Origin of the sequence: Trinickia fusca (genome assembly GCF_003628145.1) — a bacterium.
Classification (GTDB): Bacteria; Pseudomonadota; Gammaproteobacteria; order Burkholderiales; family Burkholderiaceae; genus Trinickia; species Trinickia fusca.
On sequence record NZ_RBZV01000001.1, the window covers coordinates 984,830 to 1,002,992 of the forward strand.

General features: G+C 64.4%; 15 protein-coding genes. 4 read left to right on the forward strand and 11 right to left on the reverse strand.

Going from position 1 to position 18,163, the window contains the following annotated elements:
- Positions 1-194 precede the first annotated feature (194 nt).
- Positions 195-1,832 carry a GMC family oxidoreductase gene (locus tag D7S89_RS04085; RefSeq protein WP_121275780.1) on the forward strand — a complete coding sequence of 546 codons (1,638 nt, stop codon included), beginning with the start codon at positions 195-197 and terminating at the stop codon, positions 1,830-1,832.
- 111 nt (positions 1,833-1,943) lie between these two features.
- On the opposite strand, the gene D7S89_RS04090 is transcribed toward D7S89_RS04085, so the two are convergent.
- The 3 genes from D7S89_RS04090 to sauS form a co-directional block, all read right to left on the reverse strand.
- Positions 1,944-3,326 carry an MFS transporter gene (locus D7S89_RS04090; RefSeq protein WP_121275781.1) on the reverse strand — a complete coding sequence of 461 codons (1,383 nt, stop codon included), beginning with the start codon at positions 3,324-3,326 and terminating at the stop codon, positions 1,944-1,946.
- 78 nt (positions 3,327-3,404) lie between these two features.
- A complete protein-coding gene (locus D7S89_RS04095; protein WP_121275783.1) occupies positions 3,405-4,994 on the reverse strand; it encodes an AMP-binding protein in 1,590 nt (529 codons plus the stop codon).
- Positions 4,991-6,436: an acylating sulfoacetaldehyde dehydrogenase gene (sauS, locus tag D7S89_RS04100; protein ID WP_121275785.1), complete on the reverse strand. Its 1,446-nt coding sequence runs from the start codon at positions 6,434-6,436 to the stop codon at positions 4,991-4,993. The genes D7S89_RS04095 and sauS overlap by 4 nt, the downstream gene beginning before the upstream one ends.
- Positions 6,437-6,651: 215 nt before the next feature.
- Here sauS and D7S89_RS04105 point away from each other — a divergent pair, with 215 nt between their 5' ends.
- On the forward strand, positions 6,652-7,416 hold the full coding sequence (locus D7S89_RS04105; protein WP_121275786.1) for an IclR family transcriptional regulator: 765 nt from the start codon (positions 6,652-6,654) through the stop codon (positions 7,414-7,416).
- A 71-nt stretch (positions 7,417-7,487) separates the two neighbouring features.
- Here the strand turns inward: D7S89_RS04105 and D7S89_RS04110 are convergent, their stop codons facing one another.
- The 3 genes from D7S89_RS04110 to guaB form a co-directional block, all read right to left on the reverse strand.
- The gene (locus D7S89_RS04110) at positions 7,488-7,823 is read right to left on the reverse strand and encodes a helix-turn-helix domain-containing protein (RefSeq protein ID WP_121275788.1); all 336 of its coding nucleotides are present in this window, start codon (positions 7,821-7,823) and stop codon (positions 7,488-7,490) included.
- Between the two features lie 277 nt (positions 7,824-8,100).
- On the reverse strand, positions 8,101-9,684 hold the full coding sequence (gene guaA, locus D7S89_RS04115; protein ID WP_121275789.1) for a glutamine-hydrolyzing GMP synthase: 1,584 nt from the start codon (positions 9,682-9,684) through the stop codon (positions 8,101-8,103).
- A gap of 225 nt (positions 9,685-9,909) precedes the next feature.
- Positions 9,910-11,370 (reverse strand): IMP dehydrogenase, encoded by a 1,461-nt coding sequence (guaB, locus tag D7S89_RS04120; RefSeq protein WP_121275791.1) that lies wholly within the window; start codon positions 11,368-11,370, stop codon positions 9,910-9,912.
- A 273-nt stretch (positions 11,371-11,643) separates the two neighbouring features.
- Between guaB and D7S89_RS04125 the strand changes: the two genes are divergently transcribed.
- Positions 11,644-12,630 (forward strand): DMT family transporter, encoded by a 987-nt coding sequence (locus D7S89_RS04125; RefSeq protein WP_121275792.1) that lies wholly within the window; start codon positions 11,644-11,646, stop codon positions 12,628-12,630.
- Positions 12,631-12,678: 48 nt separating this feature from the next.
- On the opposite strand, the gene D7S89_RS04130 is transcribed toward D7S89_RS04125, so the two are convergent.
- Both D7S89_RS04130 and D7S89_RS04135 read right to left on the reverse strand, forming a co-directional pair.
- Positions 12,679-13,014, reverse strand: coding sequence for an RnfH family protein (locus D7S89_RS04130; protein WP_121275794.1), 336 nt, complete (start codon positions 13,012-13,014; stop codon positions 12,679-12,681).
- Positions 13,011-13,448, reverse strand: coding sequence for a type II toxin-antitoxin system RatA family toxin (locus tag D7S89_RS04135; RefSeq protein WP_121275795.1), 438 nt, complete (start codon positions 13,446-13,448; stop codon positions 13,011-13,013). Before D7S89_RS04135 ends, D7S89_RS04130 begins: the two co-directional genes overlap by 4 nt.
- A 100-nt stretch (positions 13,449-13,548) precedes the next feature.
- Between D7S89_RS04135 and smpB the strand changes: the two genes are divergently transcribed.
- Positions 13,549-13,995 (forward strand): SsrA-binding protein SmpB, encoded by a 447-nt coding sequence (gene smpB, locus D7S89_RS04140; protein ID WP_121275797.1) that lies wholly within the window; start codon positions 13,549-13,551, stop codon positions 13,993-13,995.
- A 36-nt stretch (positions 13,996-14,031) separates the two neighbouring features.
- Here the strand turns inward: smpB and D7S89_RS04145 are convergent, their stop codons facing one another.
- The 3 genes from D7S89_RS04145 to ppsA all read right to left on the reverse strand — a co-directional run bounded on the left by D7S89_RS04145 (position 14,032) and on the right by ppsA (position 17,947).
- Positions 14,032-14,970 carry an SPFH domain-containing protein gene (locus D7S89_RS04145; RefSeq protein ID WP_121275798.1) on the reverse strand — a complete coding sequence of 313 codons (939 nt, stop codon included), beginning with the start codon at positions 14,968-14,970 and terminating at the stop codon, positions 14,032-14,034.
- A gap of 4 nt (positions 14,971-14,974) precedes the next feature.
- Entirely contained in the window at positions 14,975-15,454 is a 480-nt protein-coding gene (locus D7S89_RS04150; protein WP_121275800.1) for an NfeD family protein, read from the reverse strand.
- A gap of 84 nt (positions 15,455-15,538) precedes the next feature.
- A complete protein-coding gene (ppsA, locus tag D7S89_RS04155; RefSeq protein ID WP_121275802.1) occupies positions 15,539-17,947 on the reverse strand; it encodes a phosphoenolpyruvate synthase in 2,409 nt (802 codons plus the stop codon).
- Positions 17,948-18,163: the final 216 nt, after the last annotated feature.

The window sequence follows — 18,163 nt, forward strand, 5'->3', positions numbered from 1 at the left end:
TTTCGCCCGCTGATAGGACCAGTGGCCGGGTTTCGGCTGGTACAGCCGCGTCTTTTGATCCCGAATCGGCACTTTGCGTTTCACTTTCGACCACGCGAACGGGTGTGGGCTTGCGAATGCCCTCGCCATCCACGACATTGAAGCGAACAGCATGAAACGCGATGTTTCGCATGGACTGTCGGGAGACGCCTTTCATGGACCTGGAAGTCGACTATCTGATCGTTGGCGCGGGATCGGCGGGATGCGTGCTGGCCAATCGCTTGAGCGCCGATCCGCTCAATTCGGTCTTGCTGCTAGAAGCGGGCGGCGCTGACACCAATCCCTGGATCCACGTGCCGGTCGGCTACTTCAAGACCATGCACGATCCCGAACTCGACTGGTGCTATCGCACCGAGCCGGCCGACAACGTCGCCGGCCGCCGGATCGATTGGCCGCGCGGCAAAGTGCTGGGTGGCTCCAGTTCGCTCAACGGCCTCCTCTATGTGCGCGGACAGCGTGAGGACTACGATCGATGGGCAGAACTCGGCAATCGTGGCTGGCGCTATGTCGACGTCCTGCCCTACTTCAAGAAATCCGAAGACCAGGAGCGTGGCGCCGACGCTTATCACGGCGTAGGCGGGCCGCTGAAAGTCTCCGATCTGCGGTTGCGCCGGCCGATCGCCGATCATTTCATCGCGGCCGCGCAGGACCTCGGCATCCCGTTCAATCCCGACTACAACGGCGCCAGCCAGGAAGGCGTCGGCTACTTCCAGCAAACCGCGTATAAGGGCTTGCGCTGGAGCACCGCGAAGGGCTTTCTGAAGCCGGTGCGCTCGCGCGCTAACCTGCACGTCGAGACGCATGCCCAGACCTTGCGCGTGCTCTTCGAAGGCAACGCGGCCATCGGTGTCGAGTACGTGCAGGGCGGCGAGCGCAAGACGGCGCGCGCGCGTGTTGAGGTCATCCTCGCGTCCGGCACGATCGGCTCGCCGCAACTGCTCCAGCACTCTGGCATCGGCCCCGCGACGCTGCTGCAAAGTGTCGGCGTACCCGTGCGCCTCGATCTGCCCGGCGTCGGACGGAATCTGCAGGACCACTTGCAGGTTCGACTCGTGTTCCGCACGCGCGAACGCACGCTCAACGATGAGATCAACCATCCGCTTCGCAAAGCGTGGATCGGCATGCAATACGCGCTCTGGCGTACCGGGCCGCTCACGCTGGCCGCGAGCCAGGTCGCCATCTTCACGCGCTCCAACCCGGACGTCGATCGTCCCGACATCCAGTTCCACATGCAGCCGCTCAGTGCCGACAAGCCCGGCAAAGGCCCCCACCCGTTCTCGGCGTTCACTTCGTCGGTGTGCCAGCTGCGGCCGTTCAGCCGCGGCAGCATCGAGATCCGCTCGGCCGATCCACTGCAGTATCCGGCCATCCACGCCAACTATTTGTCGGACGAGCGCGACCATCCGGTCGTGATCGGCGGGATCAAGGTCGCACGGCGCATCGCCGCCGCGCCCTCGCTCGCGCCGCACATCGTTTCCGAGTTCGTGCCCGGCGCGCACTATCGAAGCGATGCCGAGCTGCTCGAGGCGGCGCGCCAGTTCAGCCAGTCGATCTATCACCCGGCGGGCACCTGCAAGATGGGCCGCGATCGACTCGCGGTCGTCGACGAGCGACTGCGCGTGCACGGCGTCGCGCGGCTGCGCGTAGTCGACGCGTCGATCATGCCGGAGCTCGTCTCGGGCAACACCAACGCGCCCGTCATCATGATCGCCGAGAAGGCCGCGGACATGATCCTCGAAGACCGGGCGTCGCGAGCCATATCGAGGTGCGAGCACACCGATGCGGGCACGTGAAGCGTGGGCGGGCAAGCGCCAGCAGTCGAGGCGCATGGCGACGAACCGTGTGGACGACGCGGCCGGTCCCATGTGAGTCCGTGAGCCCTTCGCTCGCACGCCTTGGCCCGCTCAACGCCGCCAGTGCAGCGGCCGGCGCAGGGTATGCCGCTCGATCCGCACGGTCGGCACCCTGTCGAGAAACGCGAACGCACCACCGTCGCGGGCGCCCTCGCGCCGCTCGCGCTCCTCGTCGGCCTCGACGGTGCGATTCGTGTTGATGAACAGCGCCGCGACGATGCCGAGCGCGAGCAGCCCGGCCGAGATCGTGAACGGCACGTTATAGCTGCCGGTACGTTCGATCAGGTAGCCGAACACGACCGGCGAAACCATGCCGGCGATACCGAAGCCGGTGTTCATCATGCCGCCCGCCGTGCCAGCGTACTTGCCTGCGATATCGAGCGGCAGGGTCCAGAGGACCGGATTCGTGATTTCGAGGAAGAAGAACGACCCGGTCAGCAACCACACCGCCGTCAACGGGTTCGCCACCGAGATCATCGGCACCAGGAACGCGAGCGAGCCGCCCATGCCGACCACCAGCACCGCACAGCGTGCGAAACGCAGCCGCCCGGTGAGCTTGAAGATCCGGTCCGACACCACCCCGCCGAACGTGTCGCCTACCACGCCAGCGAGCAGCGGTAACGCCGTGAAGAGCGCGAGCTGCTTGAGGTCGAAGCCGCGTGACTCCTTCAGGTAGGACGGCAGCCAGGTCAGATAAACCCACAGCAGCCAGCCATAGCAGAAGTCGACGAAGGTGACGAGCCACATGCGGTGGATCAGCTTGCGCCACGGCGTCGCCGAGCGCTTCGCGCGCTCACAGTCGCCGGCGCGATAGCCGATTTCGGCAGTTTCCTCGGGCGTGATGCGGCGATTCTGTTCCGGCGAATTCGTGAAGACGAAGAGATAGAGCACCGTCCACGCAAGGCTCGCGATACCGAGCAGGATGAACGCCTGCCGCCAGCCGCTCGCGACCACCACCGCGAGCACGAGCGGCGGCGTAATGGCGCCGCCGAGGCGCGCGAAGCTGTGCGTGATGCCCTGTGCAAAGCCACGCTCGCCGACCGGCATCCAGTAGGTAAATGCGCGCGTGGCGGTGGGGAACGCACCGCCCTCGCCGATACCGAGCGCGAAGCGCATGATCACCAGCACGATGACGCTGCCGGCGAAGCCGGTCCCGAGCGTCGCGGCTCCCCAGATCAGCGAGAGCACCGTCAGCACGAGCTTCGGACCGAACTTGTCCGCTAACCAGCCGCCGATGATCTGCATGGCCGCATACGGGTAGGCGAACGCCGAAAACACGAGACCGAGTTGCACGGTCGTCAGCCCCATCTCATGGCGGATCAGCGGTCCCGCGACTGCAATGTTCACTCGGTCGATGTAAGAGATGAAATACATCAGGCACATGACCGCCAAAATGATGTGGCGCGTCTTCACGCGTTGCGCAAGCTGTTTCATGCTGTTGTCTCCTACTGTCCTCTCTTGACGACTGCGATGCCCATGACGGACCGCACGGCGTGACCGGGGCAGCGGGCCTCAGCCGGGCGCCGGGGCCACCAGCTTCAGACGCTGCACCTTGCCCGACGGGCCGCGTGGCAGCTCTTTGACGAAGTGGATTTCCTTCGGCGTTTTGTAGCGGCCCAGCTCGCGCAGGCAGTGGGCGTACAGCTCCTTCACATTGGGCGTGCCGGCCCAATGCGACTCGCGCGGCACGACGAACGCAACGATCTCCTGCCCGTAGGCGGGATCGGGCACGCCGACCGCGGCGGCATCGAGCACGCCCGGATGGCGCAGCAGCGCCTCGTCGATCTCACGCGGCGCGATGTTTTCGCCGCCCTTGATGATCAACTCCTTCGAACGGCCGTTGATGTAGAAGTAGCCGTCGTCGTCCTGATAACCGAGGTCGCCGGTGCGCAGCCAGCCGTCGGCCGTGAAGGCCTTCTCGGTTTCCTCCGGGCGCTTGTAATAGCCGCGCATCACCTGATCGCCGCGCAGCACGATTTCGCCGAGGTGATGCGGGGCGCACGCGCGGCCTTCGAGATCGATCACCTTCGCCTCGCCCCCCGAGGGCAGCCCGATGCTGCCGATGCGCCGCCGAGCCGGATCGTAGGGATTGCTGAACATGGGCGCGGCGGTTTCGGTCATCCCCATCGTCTCGATGATGCCGATGCCGAAACGCGCCTCGAACGCGCGGTGATGGTCGCCCGGCAACGCGGCCGACGCGCTACGACAAAACTTCAGTGCCGAGAGGTCCAGGCCGCCCGGCTCATCGCCGTTGAGCAGGTACGCGATGATGGTGGGCACCACGTTGATCCACGTACAGCCGAAGCGCGCGACGTCGCGCCAGAATGTGCGCGCCGAAAAGCGCGGCACCATGACGACCGAGCCGACGTGATAGAGCGGCGTGATGAGCGTCACGACCAGCCCGTTGATATGGTAAAGCGGCAGCGACGCGAGCACGCGATCCTCGGCGCCGAGCCGATGTTCGATGCTGATGTTGCGCGCGTTCGCGAGCAGGTTGTGGTGGCTCAGCAGCACGCCCTTGGGGGCGCCCGTCGTGCCGGAGGTGTACATCAACAAGGCGATATCCTTCGCGTCGCCGCTGGCGCTCATCAGGGCTTCGTCGTCCGTGCCGACGCTCGCCGCCTCGGGCGCGTCGGCGAGCACGGGCAGCTCGGTAGCATCGGGCGCCGTGCGCACGAGGGCGACCTCTCGCATCGTGCCCTGCTCATGTAACTCGGATCGCACCGCGGCTAGCGCGTCGATCGTTTCGTCGCAGGCAAAAATCATGCGCGTGTCCGAATGTTCGACGATGTAGCGCAGTTGCGACGCCTGGCACAGCAGGTTCAGCGGATGCGCGATGAGCCCGCTGTACATCGCGCCGAGTAGCAGCACGGCGGTCTGGGTGCCATTGCCCATGAACACCGAGACGACGTCGCCTGGCCGCAGGCCAGCGGTGCGAAAGTGCCTTTCGAGCGCGCGGCAGCGCTCACGCAGCATGGCGAAGGTGATCACCGCGCCGGCCGCCGCCTCGTCGCCCTCCGGCGCGGCCAGCAGGAACGGCTTGTCGGGATATTGCGCGGCGCGCGCGTCGATCAAGGCGCGCAGAGTCATGGGCGTGCTCATCGGCCGACGCTCCTGAAGTAGTCGCCGAGTAGCTCGTCGAGCTCCGGCACACGCTCTGCGAGCGCATAGGCGACGCGCGTCACGTTCAGGTATTGGCGAAAGCCGAGATTGCCCGAGAAGTTATTGCGGCCCCAGGTGCCGCAGCCCATCGACAGCGAGAACGGCAGGCCATTGTCGAAGTTGCCGCCCGTCGCGAGGCAGTGCGCCTGGTTGACGATCACGCGCGCGACCGGCAACTGCTCGCCCAGCGCGACGGCGAGGTCCATGTGTGCCGTGTGCAGGCCAACCGAGTGGCCCGCGCCCATGTACGCGTAGATATTGCGCACGATGCGTGTGGCATCGGCGAAATCGCGCGCGCGATAGACCGCGAGCACCGGCGCAAGCTTCTCTCCCGAGAACGGGTGGTCGGCACCGAAGCCGCTTTCCTCGACCATCAGGACGCGCGGCTCACGCTCGGCGACGTCGTCGAGGCCAGCCGTCTGCGCAATCCGCGTCGCGGATTTTGCGGTGCAGCGCTCGGAAAGCTTGCCGTCGTGCCACATCGTCGCCTGCAGTTGTGCCTTCTGCGTCGCATCGAGGAGCACGCTGCCACACCGCTGCAGCTCGCCGAGCATGGCGTCGTAAACCGCGTCCTCGATCACGACGCTGTTTTCCGACGAGCAACTCGTCGCATTGTCGAAGGTCTTCGACAGCACGATCTTGCGCGCCGCATCGGGCAGATCGGCCGAGCGCTCGACGATCGACGCGACGTTGCCGGCGCCGACGCCGAAGGCCGGCGTGCCGCTCGTGTAGGCCATGCGCACGTTCGCCTGCGAGCCGGTCGCCACGACCAGATCCGCCTCGCGCATCAGCGCGGCAGTCGCGGCCTTGCTGATTGGCGCAGGCAGAATCTGCACGAGCGCGGGATCGAGTCCGGCCTTTTCGAACTGCGCGTGGATGAAGTCGATCAGCAACGCGCATGACGAATAGCCCTTTGGCGAAGGAGAGACGATCACCGCGTTGCCGCATTTGAGCGCGTTGATGATCTTGTTCGCGGGCGTCGCCACCGGGTTGGTGGACGGCGTGACCGCAGCCACCACGCCTACTGCGCGTGCGATCTCGACGATGCCGTTTGCCGGGTCGCGTGCGATCACGCCGCAGGTCGGCCGACCATGCAGATCGCGCAGCAGCCCGAGTGTCTTGCGAAAATTCTTGCGAAACTTGTCGTCGGCGTTGCCAAGCCCGGTATCGCGTACCGCCAGCTCGGCGAGTTGGCGATTGCGCGTGGGCTCCATGATCGCCCAAGCGGCAGCGGCGGTAGCCGTGTCGAGCGCCGCCTGGCCGGCGAACTCGAATGCGCGCTGCGCCTCGCGTGCGCGCGCAACGAGCGCGGCGACGCGCTGCTTCACCTCCTCTTCTGCTGGCGTGCCGGCGGTTTCGGCTGCTGTGGCCCTGATATTCATACGCGGCACTCCTGATCGAAAGCATTGGCGGTACTACCAATCTATTCGTCAGCAGCGGGTTGCGAGTCCCGTTTCTCGGTCATTCTTCGACTGCATCGGCCAGGGCAACTGAAAGCGCAGATTTCGGGACTTTTCGGAGTCCCGAAATCTGCGCTATGAGATGCACAATGAAGGCAAAGGCACCTGCGACACGGCCGCCATCTTCAGGAGACACGATGTCGACGTCGAATCAATCCAATGCGGCGGCGGTACGAGCGTTTCGTGTGCTGGAAACGCTGGCGGAAGCCGGCCACCCTCTATGTTTGATGGATCTCGTGAACACGCTCGGTCTGCCCAAGCAAACCGTGCATCGCATCCTCGTGCAGCTGACTGACGCGTGGCTCGTGACGCGGGGCGCCGGCGACAAGCTCTACGAGTGTTCGCCCCGCGTGCGGATGTTGGCGGTCAACGTGCTCATGCACGCCGGGCCCGCGGCAGCGCGCCATGTTTTGCTGGAGCAGCTCGTCGCGAAGATCGGCGAGACGTGCAACCTGACCATGCTGTCCGGCAACGATGTCGTCTACGTGGACCGTGTGGAGACCGAATGGCCGTTAAGGATGCATCTGCAGGCGGGATCGCATGTGCCGCTGCACTGCTCGGCAAGTGGCAAGCTGTTGGTCAGCTTCCTGCCGAAAGACCGGCGTGAACGCGTAATCGAAACGCTGCCGCTGCGGGCCTATTCGGAGCGCACGATTACCGACCGAGAGGTGTTACGTAAGGAGCTTGCGGCAACACGCCGGCGCCGGCTCGCGATCAACAACCAGGAGCATTTGCAAGGTTTGATCGCGATCGCGGTGCCGGTGATGCTCGATCGCAATCGGGCCTGCGCGGCGATTGCCGTGCAAGCCCCGGTCGGGCGCGTGACGCTCGACGACCTGCTCGCGTTCGTGCCCGACCTACGACATGCAGCGGATGAGACTGCGAAGACATTTCGGGAGTGAGTAAGGTGCGGCTGCGGGCTTGGGTGCGCACTCGTCCTGCACGAAATATCGCCTTGGCCCCGAGCACTAGATCAAGCGATTGCGAGCGTCAGATGACCGACTGGCTCGGCGGTCGGCCGCACCTTGATCTCGATGTCGTAGCCGAGACGATTCAGGCACTCCATCAGCTTGCGTTCAGAGAGATTGGTGAAGTCGCCACGCATCATCCCCGACACCTTTGGTTGCGGGATGCCCATGCGTCGGCCGGCCTCTTCTTGGGTCAGTCCGAGACGACGCACGGCGCGGGTAATCTCGATCACTAGGCCTGACTTGATCTTGAGCTTCTCGGCATCGCGCAGACCGAGATCGGCGAAGACGTTGCCCGAACTGGTTTCGATCTCGATGCCTTCAATCATGCGCTTTGCCATGTCGTAGCTCCTTTGCCAGCGCCTCGGCGACCTTCAGCCTGGCGCGAATGATGTCCATGTCCTCTTTCGGCGTGGCGATCCCGCTCTTGCAACTGGGCGCCCGCTGGCAGCCAAACGGATGGAAAGGTCAAAAAGCTGCACCTCATCCGTGCAGAGAATCCTACTGGCGGACTATACGTCGTGCCCCTAAGGCGTAAAAAAACCCGCCCAAACGGGCGGGTTCCGAGTCCTACGTCGCCGCGTCACCAACCGGCGAACCGACGCAAAGCCTCCACAATCACTCCCACTCAATCGTCGCAGGCGGCTTCCCTGAGATGTCGTAAACAACCCGATTGATCCCCCGCACCTCATTAATGATGCGGTTCGACACTTGCCCAAGCAGCTCATGCGGCAGATGCGCCCAATGCGCGGTCATGAAGTCGAGCGTCTGCACGGCACGCAGCGCGACGACATATTCATACGTCCGCCCATCCCCCATCACCCCAACGCTCTTGACCGGCAGAAACACGGCAAACGCCTGGCTCGTGAGGTCGTACCACGACTTGCCCGTTTCCTTGTCGATCGTGTTGCGCAGCGTCTCGATGAAGATCGCGTCGGCACGGCGCAGCAGATCCGCAAAGTCGCGACGCACTTCGCCGAGAATCCGCACGCCAAGGCCCGGCCCCGGGAACGGGTGACGATAAACCATGGCATGCGGCAGACCCAGCTTCACGCCGAGCTCGCGCACTTCGTCCTTGAACAACTCGCGCAGCGGCTCGAGCAGCTTCAGGTTCATCGTCTCGGGCAGGCCACCCACGTTGTGGTGGCTCTTGATCGTGTGCGTGCCCTTCTTGCCCTTGCCGGCCGATTCGATCACGTCGGGATAGATCGTGCCCTGTGCGAGCCACTTCGCGTCGGTCAGCTTGGCCGACTCTGCCTGGAACACCTCGACGAACTCGGCGCCGATGATCTTGCGCTTCTGCTCAGGATCGGTCACGCCCGCGAGCTTCGACAGGAACGCCTCGCTGGCATCGACGTGGATCACGCGCACGCCGAGGTGATCGGCGAACGTCGCCATCACCTGCTCCGCTTCGTTCAGACGCAGCAGGCCGTGGTCGACGAACACGCACGTGAGCTGATCGCCGATCGCGCGATGCAGCAGCGCCGCGGCCACCGACGAATCGACCCCGCCCGACAGGCCCAGAATCACGTGCTCACTGCCCACTTGCTCGCGAATCTTCTCGACTGCCTCGTCGATGTAGTGCCCCATCTCCCAGTCGGCCTTCGCGCCGCAGATCTGCAGTACGAAGCGCTCGAGCATCGCGCGGCCTTGCACCGTGTGCGTGACTTCCGGGTGCCATTGGATGCCGTAGAAGTGACGCGTTTCGTCGGCCATCGCCGCGATCGGACACGACTCGGTCGACGCCATCAGCGTGAAGCCTTCCGGCATCTGTGTGACCTTGTCGCCGTGGCTCATCCACACCTTCAACATGCCGTGGCCTTCGGCCGTGTGGAAATCCTCGATGCCCTCGAGCAGGCTCGTGTGATTGCGCGCACGTACCTCGGCGTAGCCGAACTCGCGCAGGTGGCCGATGTCCACCTTGCCGCCGAGCTGCTCAGCCATCGTCTGCATGCCGTAGCAAATGCCGAGCACGGGCACGCCCAGCTCGAACACGGCCTGCGGTGCGCGCGGCGTATCGGACTCCGTGACCGAGCTGGGCCCGCCGGAAAGAATCACGCCCTTCGGCGCGAATTCGCGGATGAATGCGTCGTCGACGTCGTACGGATGGATTTCCGAATAGATATGCGCTTCGCGGACACGGCGCGCGATCAATTGGGTGACTTGCGAACCGAAGTCGAGAATCAGGATCTTGTCATGCATGGCAGGGGACGGATCGGTAGTGAACGAATACAAAAAGCAGCGCTCGATGCGCTGCGTGAAATCGACCGGTGGGCAGCGTCATCGAGGCCTTGCCGCGCCACGGCATGCGGACACACTGCGGCGGGATGGTCGGCGTAGCGGCGGATGCGTTGCACCTCAGCCATGAAGCGATGAGCCCGCCAGGTAATGCGGCCGATGACATCGGTGTCATCGGCCGATCGCCTGTCAGTCCACGTGATAGTTCGGCGCTTCCTTCGTGATTTGCACGTCGTGCACGTGCGATTCACGCATGCCAGCCGCCGTGATTTGGACGAACTGCGCCTTCTCGTGCATCTCGGCGATCGTGCGGCAACCGCAGTAGCCCATGCTCGCGCGCACACCGCCGATCAGCTGGAACAGGATCGCGTTGACCGAGCCCTTATAGGCCACGCGGCCTTCGATGCCTTCCGGCACGAGCTTGTCGATGTTGGCCGAGTTGTCCTGGAAGTAGCGGTCCGCCGCGCCGTCCTTCATCGCGCCGACCGAACCCATGCCGCGGTACGACTTGTACTGACGCCCTTGGTAAAGGAACACGTCGCCCGGCGCTTCCTCGGTGCCGGCGAACATGCTGCCCATCATCACGGCATTCGCGCCGGCCGCCAGCGCCTTGCTGACGTCGCCCGAATAGCGCACGCCACCGTCGGCGATCGCGGGCACGCCCGTGCCCTTCAGCGCTTCCGCGACGTTGGCGATGGCGGTGATCTGCGGTACGCCGACGCCCGCGACGATACGCGTCGTGCAGATCGAGCCGGGGCCGATGCCGACCTTCACCGCGTCGGCACCATATTCGACGAGCGCGCGTGCTGCGTCAGCCGTTGCGATGTTGCCGCCGATCACTTCGATGTGCGGGTAATTCGTCTTGACCCAGCGCACGCGCTCGAGCACGCCCTTGCTGTGGCCATGCGCCGTATCGACGACGATGACGTCGACGCCGGCTTGCGCGAGCAGTTCGACACGCTCTTCGTTGTCAGGGCCGACGCCGACCGCCGCCCCTGCGCGCAGCTTGCCGTGCTCGTCCTTGCAAGCGTCCGGGTGCTCGGTCTGCTTCGTGATGTCCTTGACGGTCATGAGGCCACGCAGTTCGAACGCGTCGTTGACGACGAGCACGCGCTCGAGGCGGTGGCTGTGCATGAGCGCCTTCGCTTCGGCGAGCGGCGTGCCTTCCTTGACCGTCACGAGCCGTTCGCGCGGCGTCATGATCGTGCGCACGGGTTCATCGAGACGCGTTTCGAAGCGCAGATCGCGGTTCGTCACGATACCGATCAGTTGCGCGCCTTCGACGACGGGGAACCCGGAAATGCCATGCTGCTGCGACAGCGCGATCACGTCGCGCACTTTCATCTGCGGCGGCACGGTGATCGGATCGCGAACGACACCCGACTCGAAGCGCTTCACCTTCGCGACTTCGCGGGCCTGCTCGGCCGCCGTCAGGTTCTTGTGAATGATGCCGACGCCGCCTTGCTGCGCCATCGCAATCGCGAGCCGGGCTTCCGTGACCGTGTCCATCGCGGCCGACACGAGCGGCATGTTCAAGGCGATGTTGCGGGTCAGGTGGGTCTTGAGGCTGGTGTCGCGCGGCAGAACGTCGGAGAAAGCCGGGACGAGGAGCACGTCATCGAACGTGAGTGCTTTTTGGATCAGACGCATGGCAAATCCTATAGGCGCAAAAGCGAATTATACGCGATACCTCCCTGCTTTTTCACTGTGCGAACAGCAAGTTAGCGAATTTCTTCGAGCCGGATCGGGATCGATTTCGCTTTTCGGTTCGTCTTGCGTTCGATCGTGTTTCGTTTGCCGGGCGCGCGCGTCGCGAAACGACTGACGATAGCGTCATGCCCCCCAGGTGCAGAATCGAACAAGACGGGCCGTCTGCCAAACGCGTAAGCTGCGCGCCATGAAACTCATCGACAGGAGGTCGTCATGCGGCGCGGGGTGATGTACGGAATGATGGCAGGTGCACTCTGGGGCACGGTCTTTCTGGTGCCGCGGCTACTGCCCGATTTCGCCCCCGGACGGATCGCCGCGGGGCGCTGCATGATGTACGGCCTCGTCTCGCTGGCCGCCGCGCTGCCGATCGCGCGCCGCCTTTGGGCGAAACTCACCCGTGCCGACCTGGTGGCGCTCGCCAGCCTCGCACTCGTCGGCAATGTCGTCTACTACCTGTTCCTGACCGCGGCCGTGCACCGTGTAGGCATCGGCCCGACTTCGCTGATCGTCGGCGTGCTGCCCGTCACCGTCACGCTGGCCGGCCGGCGCGATCACGGCGCCGTGCCGCTGCGTCGGCTCGTCTGGCCGCTACTGCTCGTCGTCGCGGGCATCGTCTGCATCAACGTCGACGTCTTCGCAGGCGGGGCCGGCACGACTGCCGCGGCCGACGGCGTGCTCGGCAAGAGCATCGGCGTCGCCTGCGCGCTCGGCGCCCTCGCGACCTGGACCTGGTTCGCGGTCGAAAACGCGCGCTTTCTGCACCGCAACGCCCACTTCGACGGCAACGAGTGGTCCGTGCTGCTCGGCATCGTGACGGGCGCGCTCGGCGCCGGGCTGTGGCTCGCCACGTCCGCGCTGCCGGCGGGCATGGCCGATGCGGCGCCGCAGGCCGACGCACGATGGCATGTGTTCTGGCTGCTGAATGTGGGGCTCGCCGTGGGCGCGTCGTGGCTCGGCAACGGCCTCTGGAATGCAGCGTCGAAACGGCTGCCGCTCACGCTGTCGGGCCAGATGATCGTCTTCGAAACGCTGTTCGCCCTGCTCTATGGCTTCATCTACGATGCGCGCCTGCCGCGCCCGCTCGAGGCCGCGGCAATCATGCTGCTCGTGGCGGGCGTGATGTGGTCGGTGCAGCGCCACAGCGGCGTGCGGATCGAAGCGCCGGCCCTCGATACGAGCACCGGGACACCCGCGCACTGACCCGAACGGCGGCGGCACGGTGCACCGAGACCGCACCCCGGCGTCAGCCTAGCGGCGCGAGTCCTTGTGCTGCCATCGGCGCCCTTCGACCGATCCCTCGCGGCGCGTTTTCTGGACCCGGCGCTGACGCGCGAGCTTCGGATCGACGATCAACGGCCGATAGATCTCCACGCGATCGTGGTCCGCCAGCGGCGCCTCGAGCGGTTGCAGCTTGCCGAACACGCCGACTTTGGCCGTGGTCAGATCGATCTCGGGATGGCGCTCGACGATGCCGCTCGCTTCGATCGCCTGACGCACGGTCGTGCCTGCCGGCACGCTCAACGCGATCAGCGTCTGCGCACCGGGCAGCGCGTAGCAGACTTCGATGGACAGTTGCGTGTTCATGGGCGACCGTAGCGCTCGTCGGCGCGTTTGACGAACGATTCGACGAAGGTATTGGCGATGTGACTGAATACCGGCCCGATGATCTTCTCGAGGATCACGCTCGAAAATTCGTAGTGCAGCGCGAATTCGATCTTGCAGGCATCGGTACGCAGCGGCGTGAAACGCCAGAAGCCCGTGAACTTGCGAAACGGGCCGTCGGCGAATTGCATATCGATGCGCGTGGGCCGCTCATGCGTGTTGTGCGTGGCGAAGTGCTGCTTGATACCCTTGAAGTTGATGTCGATCCGCGCTTCCATGCCGTGCTCGTCTTGCCGGCGGACTTCGACGCCCCCGCACCAGGGCAGGAAGTTCGGGTAATCGGCCACGTCGTTGACGAGGTCGAACATGCGTTCCGCAGAGTGACGGATCAATACGGTTTTCTGGACATCTGCCATAAATTGCACTGCACGCGGCAAAAGTGGGCGAGCATGGCGGGCTCAATCGGCGCCGCTTTGCTAAAATCGCGATTTTAAACGAGTTGGACGCCGTCCATTCATGAGCATCATCGATAACAGAAAAGCATTCTTCGATTACTTCATCGAAGAGCGCTACGAAGCAGGGCTCGTGCTCGAGGGATGGGAGGTCAAAGCCCTGCGTGCCGGGCGCGGCCAGATCAAGGAAGGCTACGTCATCATTCGCGACGCCGAGCTCTTTTTGATCGGTGCGCACATCAGCCCGTTGCCCGAAGCGTCGACGCACGTGACGCCCGACCCTGTCCGCACGCGCAAGCTGCTGCTGCACGCCGAAGAGATCAAGAAACTGATCGGCAAGGTCGAGCAGCGCGGCTATACGCTCGTGCCGCTGAACTTCCACTACAAGGGCGGCCGCGTCAAATGCGAGGTCGGCCTCGCCAAAGGTAAGAAGCAGCACGACAAGCGCGAGACCGAGAAGAAGCGCGACTGGGAACGCGAAAAGGCCCGCATCATGCGCACGGCGGGCTGACGGCCCGCCTCCCCTTCGAGCCGCCGCGCGCCCGCTTCAGCGGAGCTCGCCCGCCTGCGCGCTCTTGCCGCGGCTCACGATCGTCAGCGCCGAGGCAATCATGGTGCTGAGGTCCGAGAGATTGCCGGGCACGATCAGCGTATTGCCGGTCTTCGCGAGATTTCCGAACGCGTTGACGTACTGCTCTGCCACCTTCAGGTTCACCGCATCCATGCCGCCCGTCGATTGAATTGCGTTGGCGATCTTCTGGATCGCCTGCGCATTCGCTTCGGCCACGGCCAGAATCGCGGCGGCCTGCCCCTGCGCCTGGTTGATCGCGGCCTGCCGCTCGCCTTCGGATTTCTGAATGGAGGCCTCGCGCCCGCCTGAGGCGATGTTGATCTGCTCCTGCTTGCGCCCTTCAGACGCCGCGATCAGGGCTCGCTTCTCACGCTCGGCCGTGATCTGCGCCTGCATCGCATGCAGGATCTCCTTCGGCGGCGTCAGGTCCTTGATCTCGTAACGCAGAACTTTGACGCCCCAATTCGAGGCGGCCTCGTCGAGCGCCGAGACGACACTCTGATTGATGAGATCACGCTCTTCGAACGTCTTGTCGAGTTCGAGCTTGCCGATCACGGAGCGCAGCGTCGTCTGCGACAGCTGCGTGATCGCGAAAACGAAGTTGCTCGAGCCGTACGACGCCTTCATCGGGTCCGTCACCTGGAAGTACAGCACGCCGTCGACTTGCAGCTGCGTGTTGTCGCGCGTGATGCAGATCTGCGCCGGCACATCGAGTGGAATCTCCTTCAGCACGTGACGATAAGCGACGCGATCGACGAACGGCAGCACGATGTTCAAGCCCGGCGCCAGCGTGGCGTGATAGCGGCCGAAACGTTCGACGACCCACGCATGCTGCTGCGGCACGATCTTGACCGTCTTCGCCGCGATGACGATGACGATCACGAGCAGCACTAGCCCGACGATGGACAAATCCATGAGTTCACTCCTTTGTTGTTGACAGCGGATGATGAGCGCGGCTTGACGCCGGTGGCCTCTTGTCGGCCAGAATGAGACAGCTGCCGCGCACGGCCGCGACTTCGTAGACGCGCGCGTCTTCGTGCGCGTCCGGTGCCAGCTCGACGTCCCATTGGGCGCCGCGATACGGCACGCGCGCGCGGCGCTCGTGCCATGTGGTCACCTCGAGCACCGCGCCGACATCGAGGTTGACGTCGGGATTCGACGTCGCGTCGCGCCGCTGCCTGCGCTGGCCCCAGCGCGAACGGCGCAGCGCGATCACGGCGACGAGCGCGATCAGCGCGGCCCACGCGTACTGCGCGGCGGCGCTCGCGCCGGCGAGGTGCGCGATCGCCCCCGCGATAAAGCCGAGCGCGATCATGAGCAGGTAAAACGTGCCCGTCAGCAGCTCGGCCACGATCAGCGCGCCCGCGCCGACCCACCAGAAAAAGTCGCTCGGCCCCATGATTGGTCTCCTGAAAAAAAACGCCCCGGATCTACCGGGGCGTTATAGCACGAAGCCTGATGATTGCTACCAGGCGTGGCGCGCTTAGTTCGCCTTCGTGCCCTTCGCGAGCGCCTGCCACGTTTCGATGACCGTGTCGGGATTCAGCGAAATCGACGCGATGCCTTCGTCCGCCAGCCACTGCGCGAAGTCAGGGTGATCCGAGGGGCCTTGGCCGCAGATGCCGACGTACTTGTTCAACCGGCGGCACGTTTCGATGGCGCGCTTGAGCAGGAACTTGACCGCTTCGTCGCGCTCGTCGAAGTCGACGGCGAGCAGCTCCATGCCCGAATCGCGGTCCAGACCCAGCGTGAGCTGCGTCAGGTCGTTCGAGCCGATCGAGAAGCCGTCGAAGTGCTCGAGGAACTGCTCGGCCAGGATCGCGTTCGACGGCACTTCGCACATCATGATGAGGCGCAGGCCCTTTTCGCCGCGCTTCAAGCCGAACTTCGCGAGCAGGCCGACGACACGCTCGGCCTGCTTGAGCGTGCGCACGAACGGCACCATGATCTCGACGTTGTCGAGGCCCATGTCTTCACGCACGCGCTTGAGCGCGAGGCACTCCATCTCGAACGCCTGCGCGAAGTCCTGCGCGATGTAGCGCGAGGCACCGCGGAAGCCGAGCATCGGGTTTTCCTCGTCCGGCTCGTAGCGCGAACCGCCGATCAGCTTCTTGTACTCGTTCGACTTGAAGTCCGACAGACGCACGATGACGGGACGCGGATAGAACGCCGCTGCGATCGTGGCGATGCCTTCGGTCAGCTTGTCGACGTAGAACGCGCGCGGCGACGCATGACCGCGTGCGACGCTCTCGACGGCCTTCTTCAGGTCCTGATCGATGTTCGGGTACTCGAGGATCGCCTTCGGGTGCACACCGATGTTGTTGTTGATGATGAACTCGAGTCGCGCGAGCCCCACGCCTGCATTCGGCAGTTGCGAGAAGTCGAACGCGAGCTGCGGGTTGCCGACGTTCATCATGATCTTGACCGGAATCGCCGGCAGTTCGCCGCGTTCGATTTCAGTCACTTCCGTTTCGAGCAGACCGTCGTAGATCTTGCCTTCGTCGCCCTCGGCACACGACACCGTCACGAGCGCACCGTCCTTCAGCACGTCGGTCGCGTCGCCGCAGCCCACGACTGCCGGCACACCGAGCTCGCGCGCGATGATCGCCGCGTGGCAGGTACGGCCGCCGCGGTTCGTGACGATCGCCGCGGCACGCTTCATGACGGGCTCCCAGTTCGGGTCGGTCATGTCGGCCACGAGCACGTCGCCGGGTTGCACGCGTTCCATCTCGGACGGATCGCGAATCACGCACACACGGCCCGCGCCGATCTTCTGGCCGATCGCACGGCCCGTGGCGATCACCTGCGACTGGCCCTTGAGCTTGAAGCGCTGCTCGGCCTTGCCCATCGCCTGGCTCTTCACGGTCTCGGGACGCGCTTGCAGGATGAAGATCTTGCCGTCGCGGCCGTCCTTGCCCCACTCGATGTCCATCGGACGCTGATAGTGCTTCTCGATGATGACGGCGTATTTCGCGAGCTCGATCACGTCCTCGTCGGTGATCGAGAAGCGGTTGCGCTGCTCGTGCGGCACGTCGACGGTCTTCACGCGGCCCGGTTCGCCCGGCTTCGTGAACTCCATCTTGACGAGCTTCGAGCCGATCGAGCGGCGGATGATCGGGTACTTGCCTTGCGCGAGCGTGGTCTTGAAGACGTAGAACTCGTCCGGATTGACCGCGCCTTGCACGACGGTCTCGCCGAGGCCATAGCTCGACGTGATGAACACGGCGTCCTTGAAGCCCGATTCGGTGTCGAGCGTGAACATCACGCCGGCCGCGCCGACGTCCGAACGGACCATGCGCTGCACACCGGCCGACAGCGCGACTTCGGCGTGCGTGAAGCCCTTGTGCACGCGATAGGAGATCGCGCGGTCGTTGTAGAGCGAGGCGAACACGTGCTTCATGCGATCGAGCACGTCTTCGATGCCGGAGACGTTCAGATACGACTCTTGCTGACCCGCGAACGAGGCGTCAGGCAAGTCTTCGGCCGTTGCCGACGAGCGTACGGCGAACGAGAGCCCTTCGGGCGAGCTCTTTTCAAGCGTGGCGAAGCTTTCGCGGATTTCGGCCTCGAGGCGGGCCTGCAGCGGCGCGTCGATGATCCACTGACGGATTTCCTTGCCGGCGGCGGCCAGCGCCTTCACGTCGTCGACATCGAGCGACTCGAGCCGTTCGGCGATGCGCTCGGTCAGGTTGTTGTGCTTGAGGAAGTCACGGAAAGCGAGCGCCGTCGTGGCAAAACCGGTCGGCACGCGCACGCCTGCCTCAGCCAGCTGGCTGATCATCTCGCCGAGCGACGCGTTCTTGCCGCCCACGACTTCGACATCGGTCATCCGCAACTGCTCGAACGGCACTACATACGCCTGATCCTTTGCGACGTTTGCTGCGTTAGTCATACAAGCCCCTAAGTGGAAAAAAATTCTCGGCCGTGCATGTGGGCTTGAACGCACGTGGCCCCATTGGAGGCGCTGCGCGCGTCATGCACAACCTGTTGGAAAAGCAATCGCTTTGCAGTCCCGATTGCAATTGCTTATCCAACAGGTTCTCGCTATTCTACCGTGCTGCCTCGCCAAATAGTGGCGACCGCATGAGATTGACGCAGGTTTGTCCGA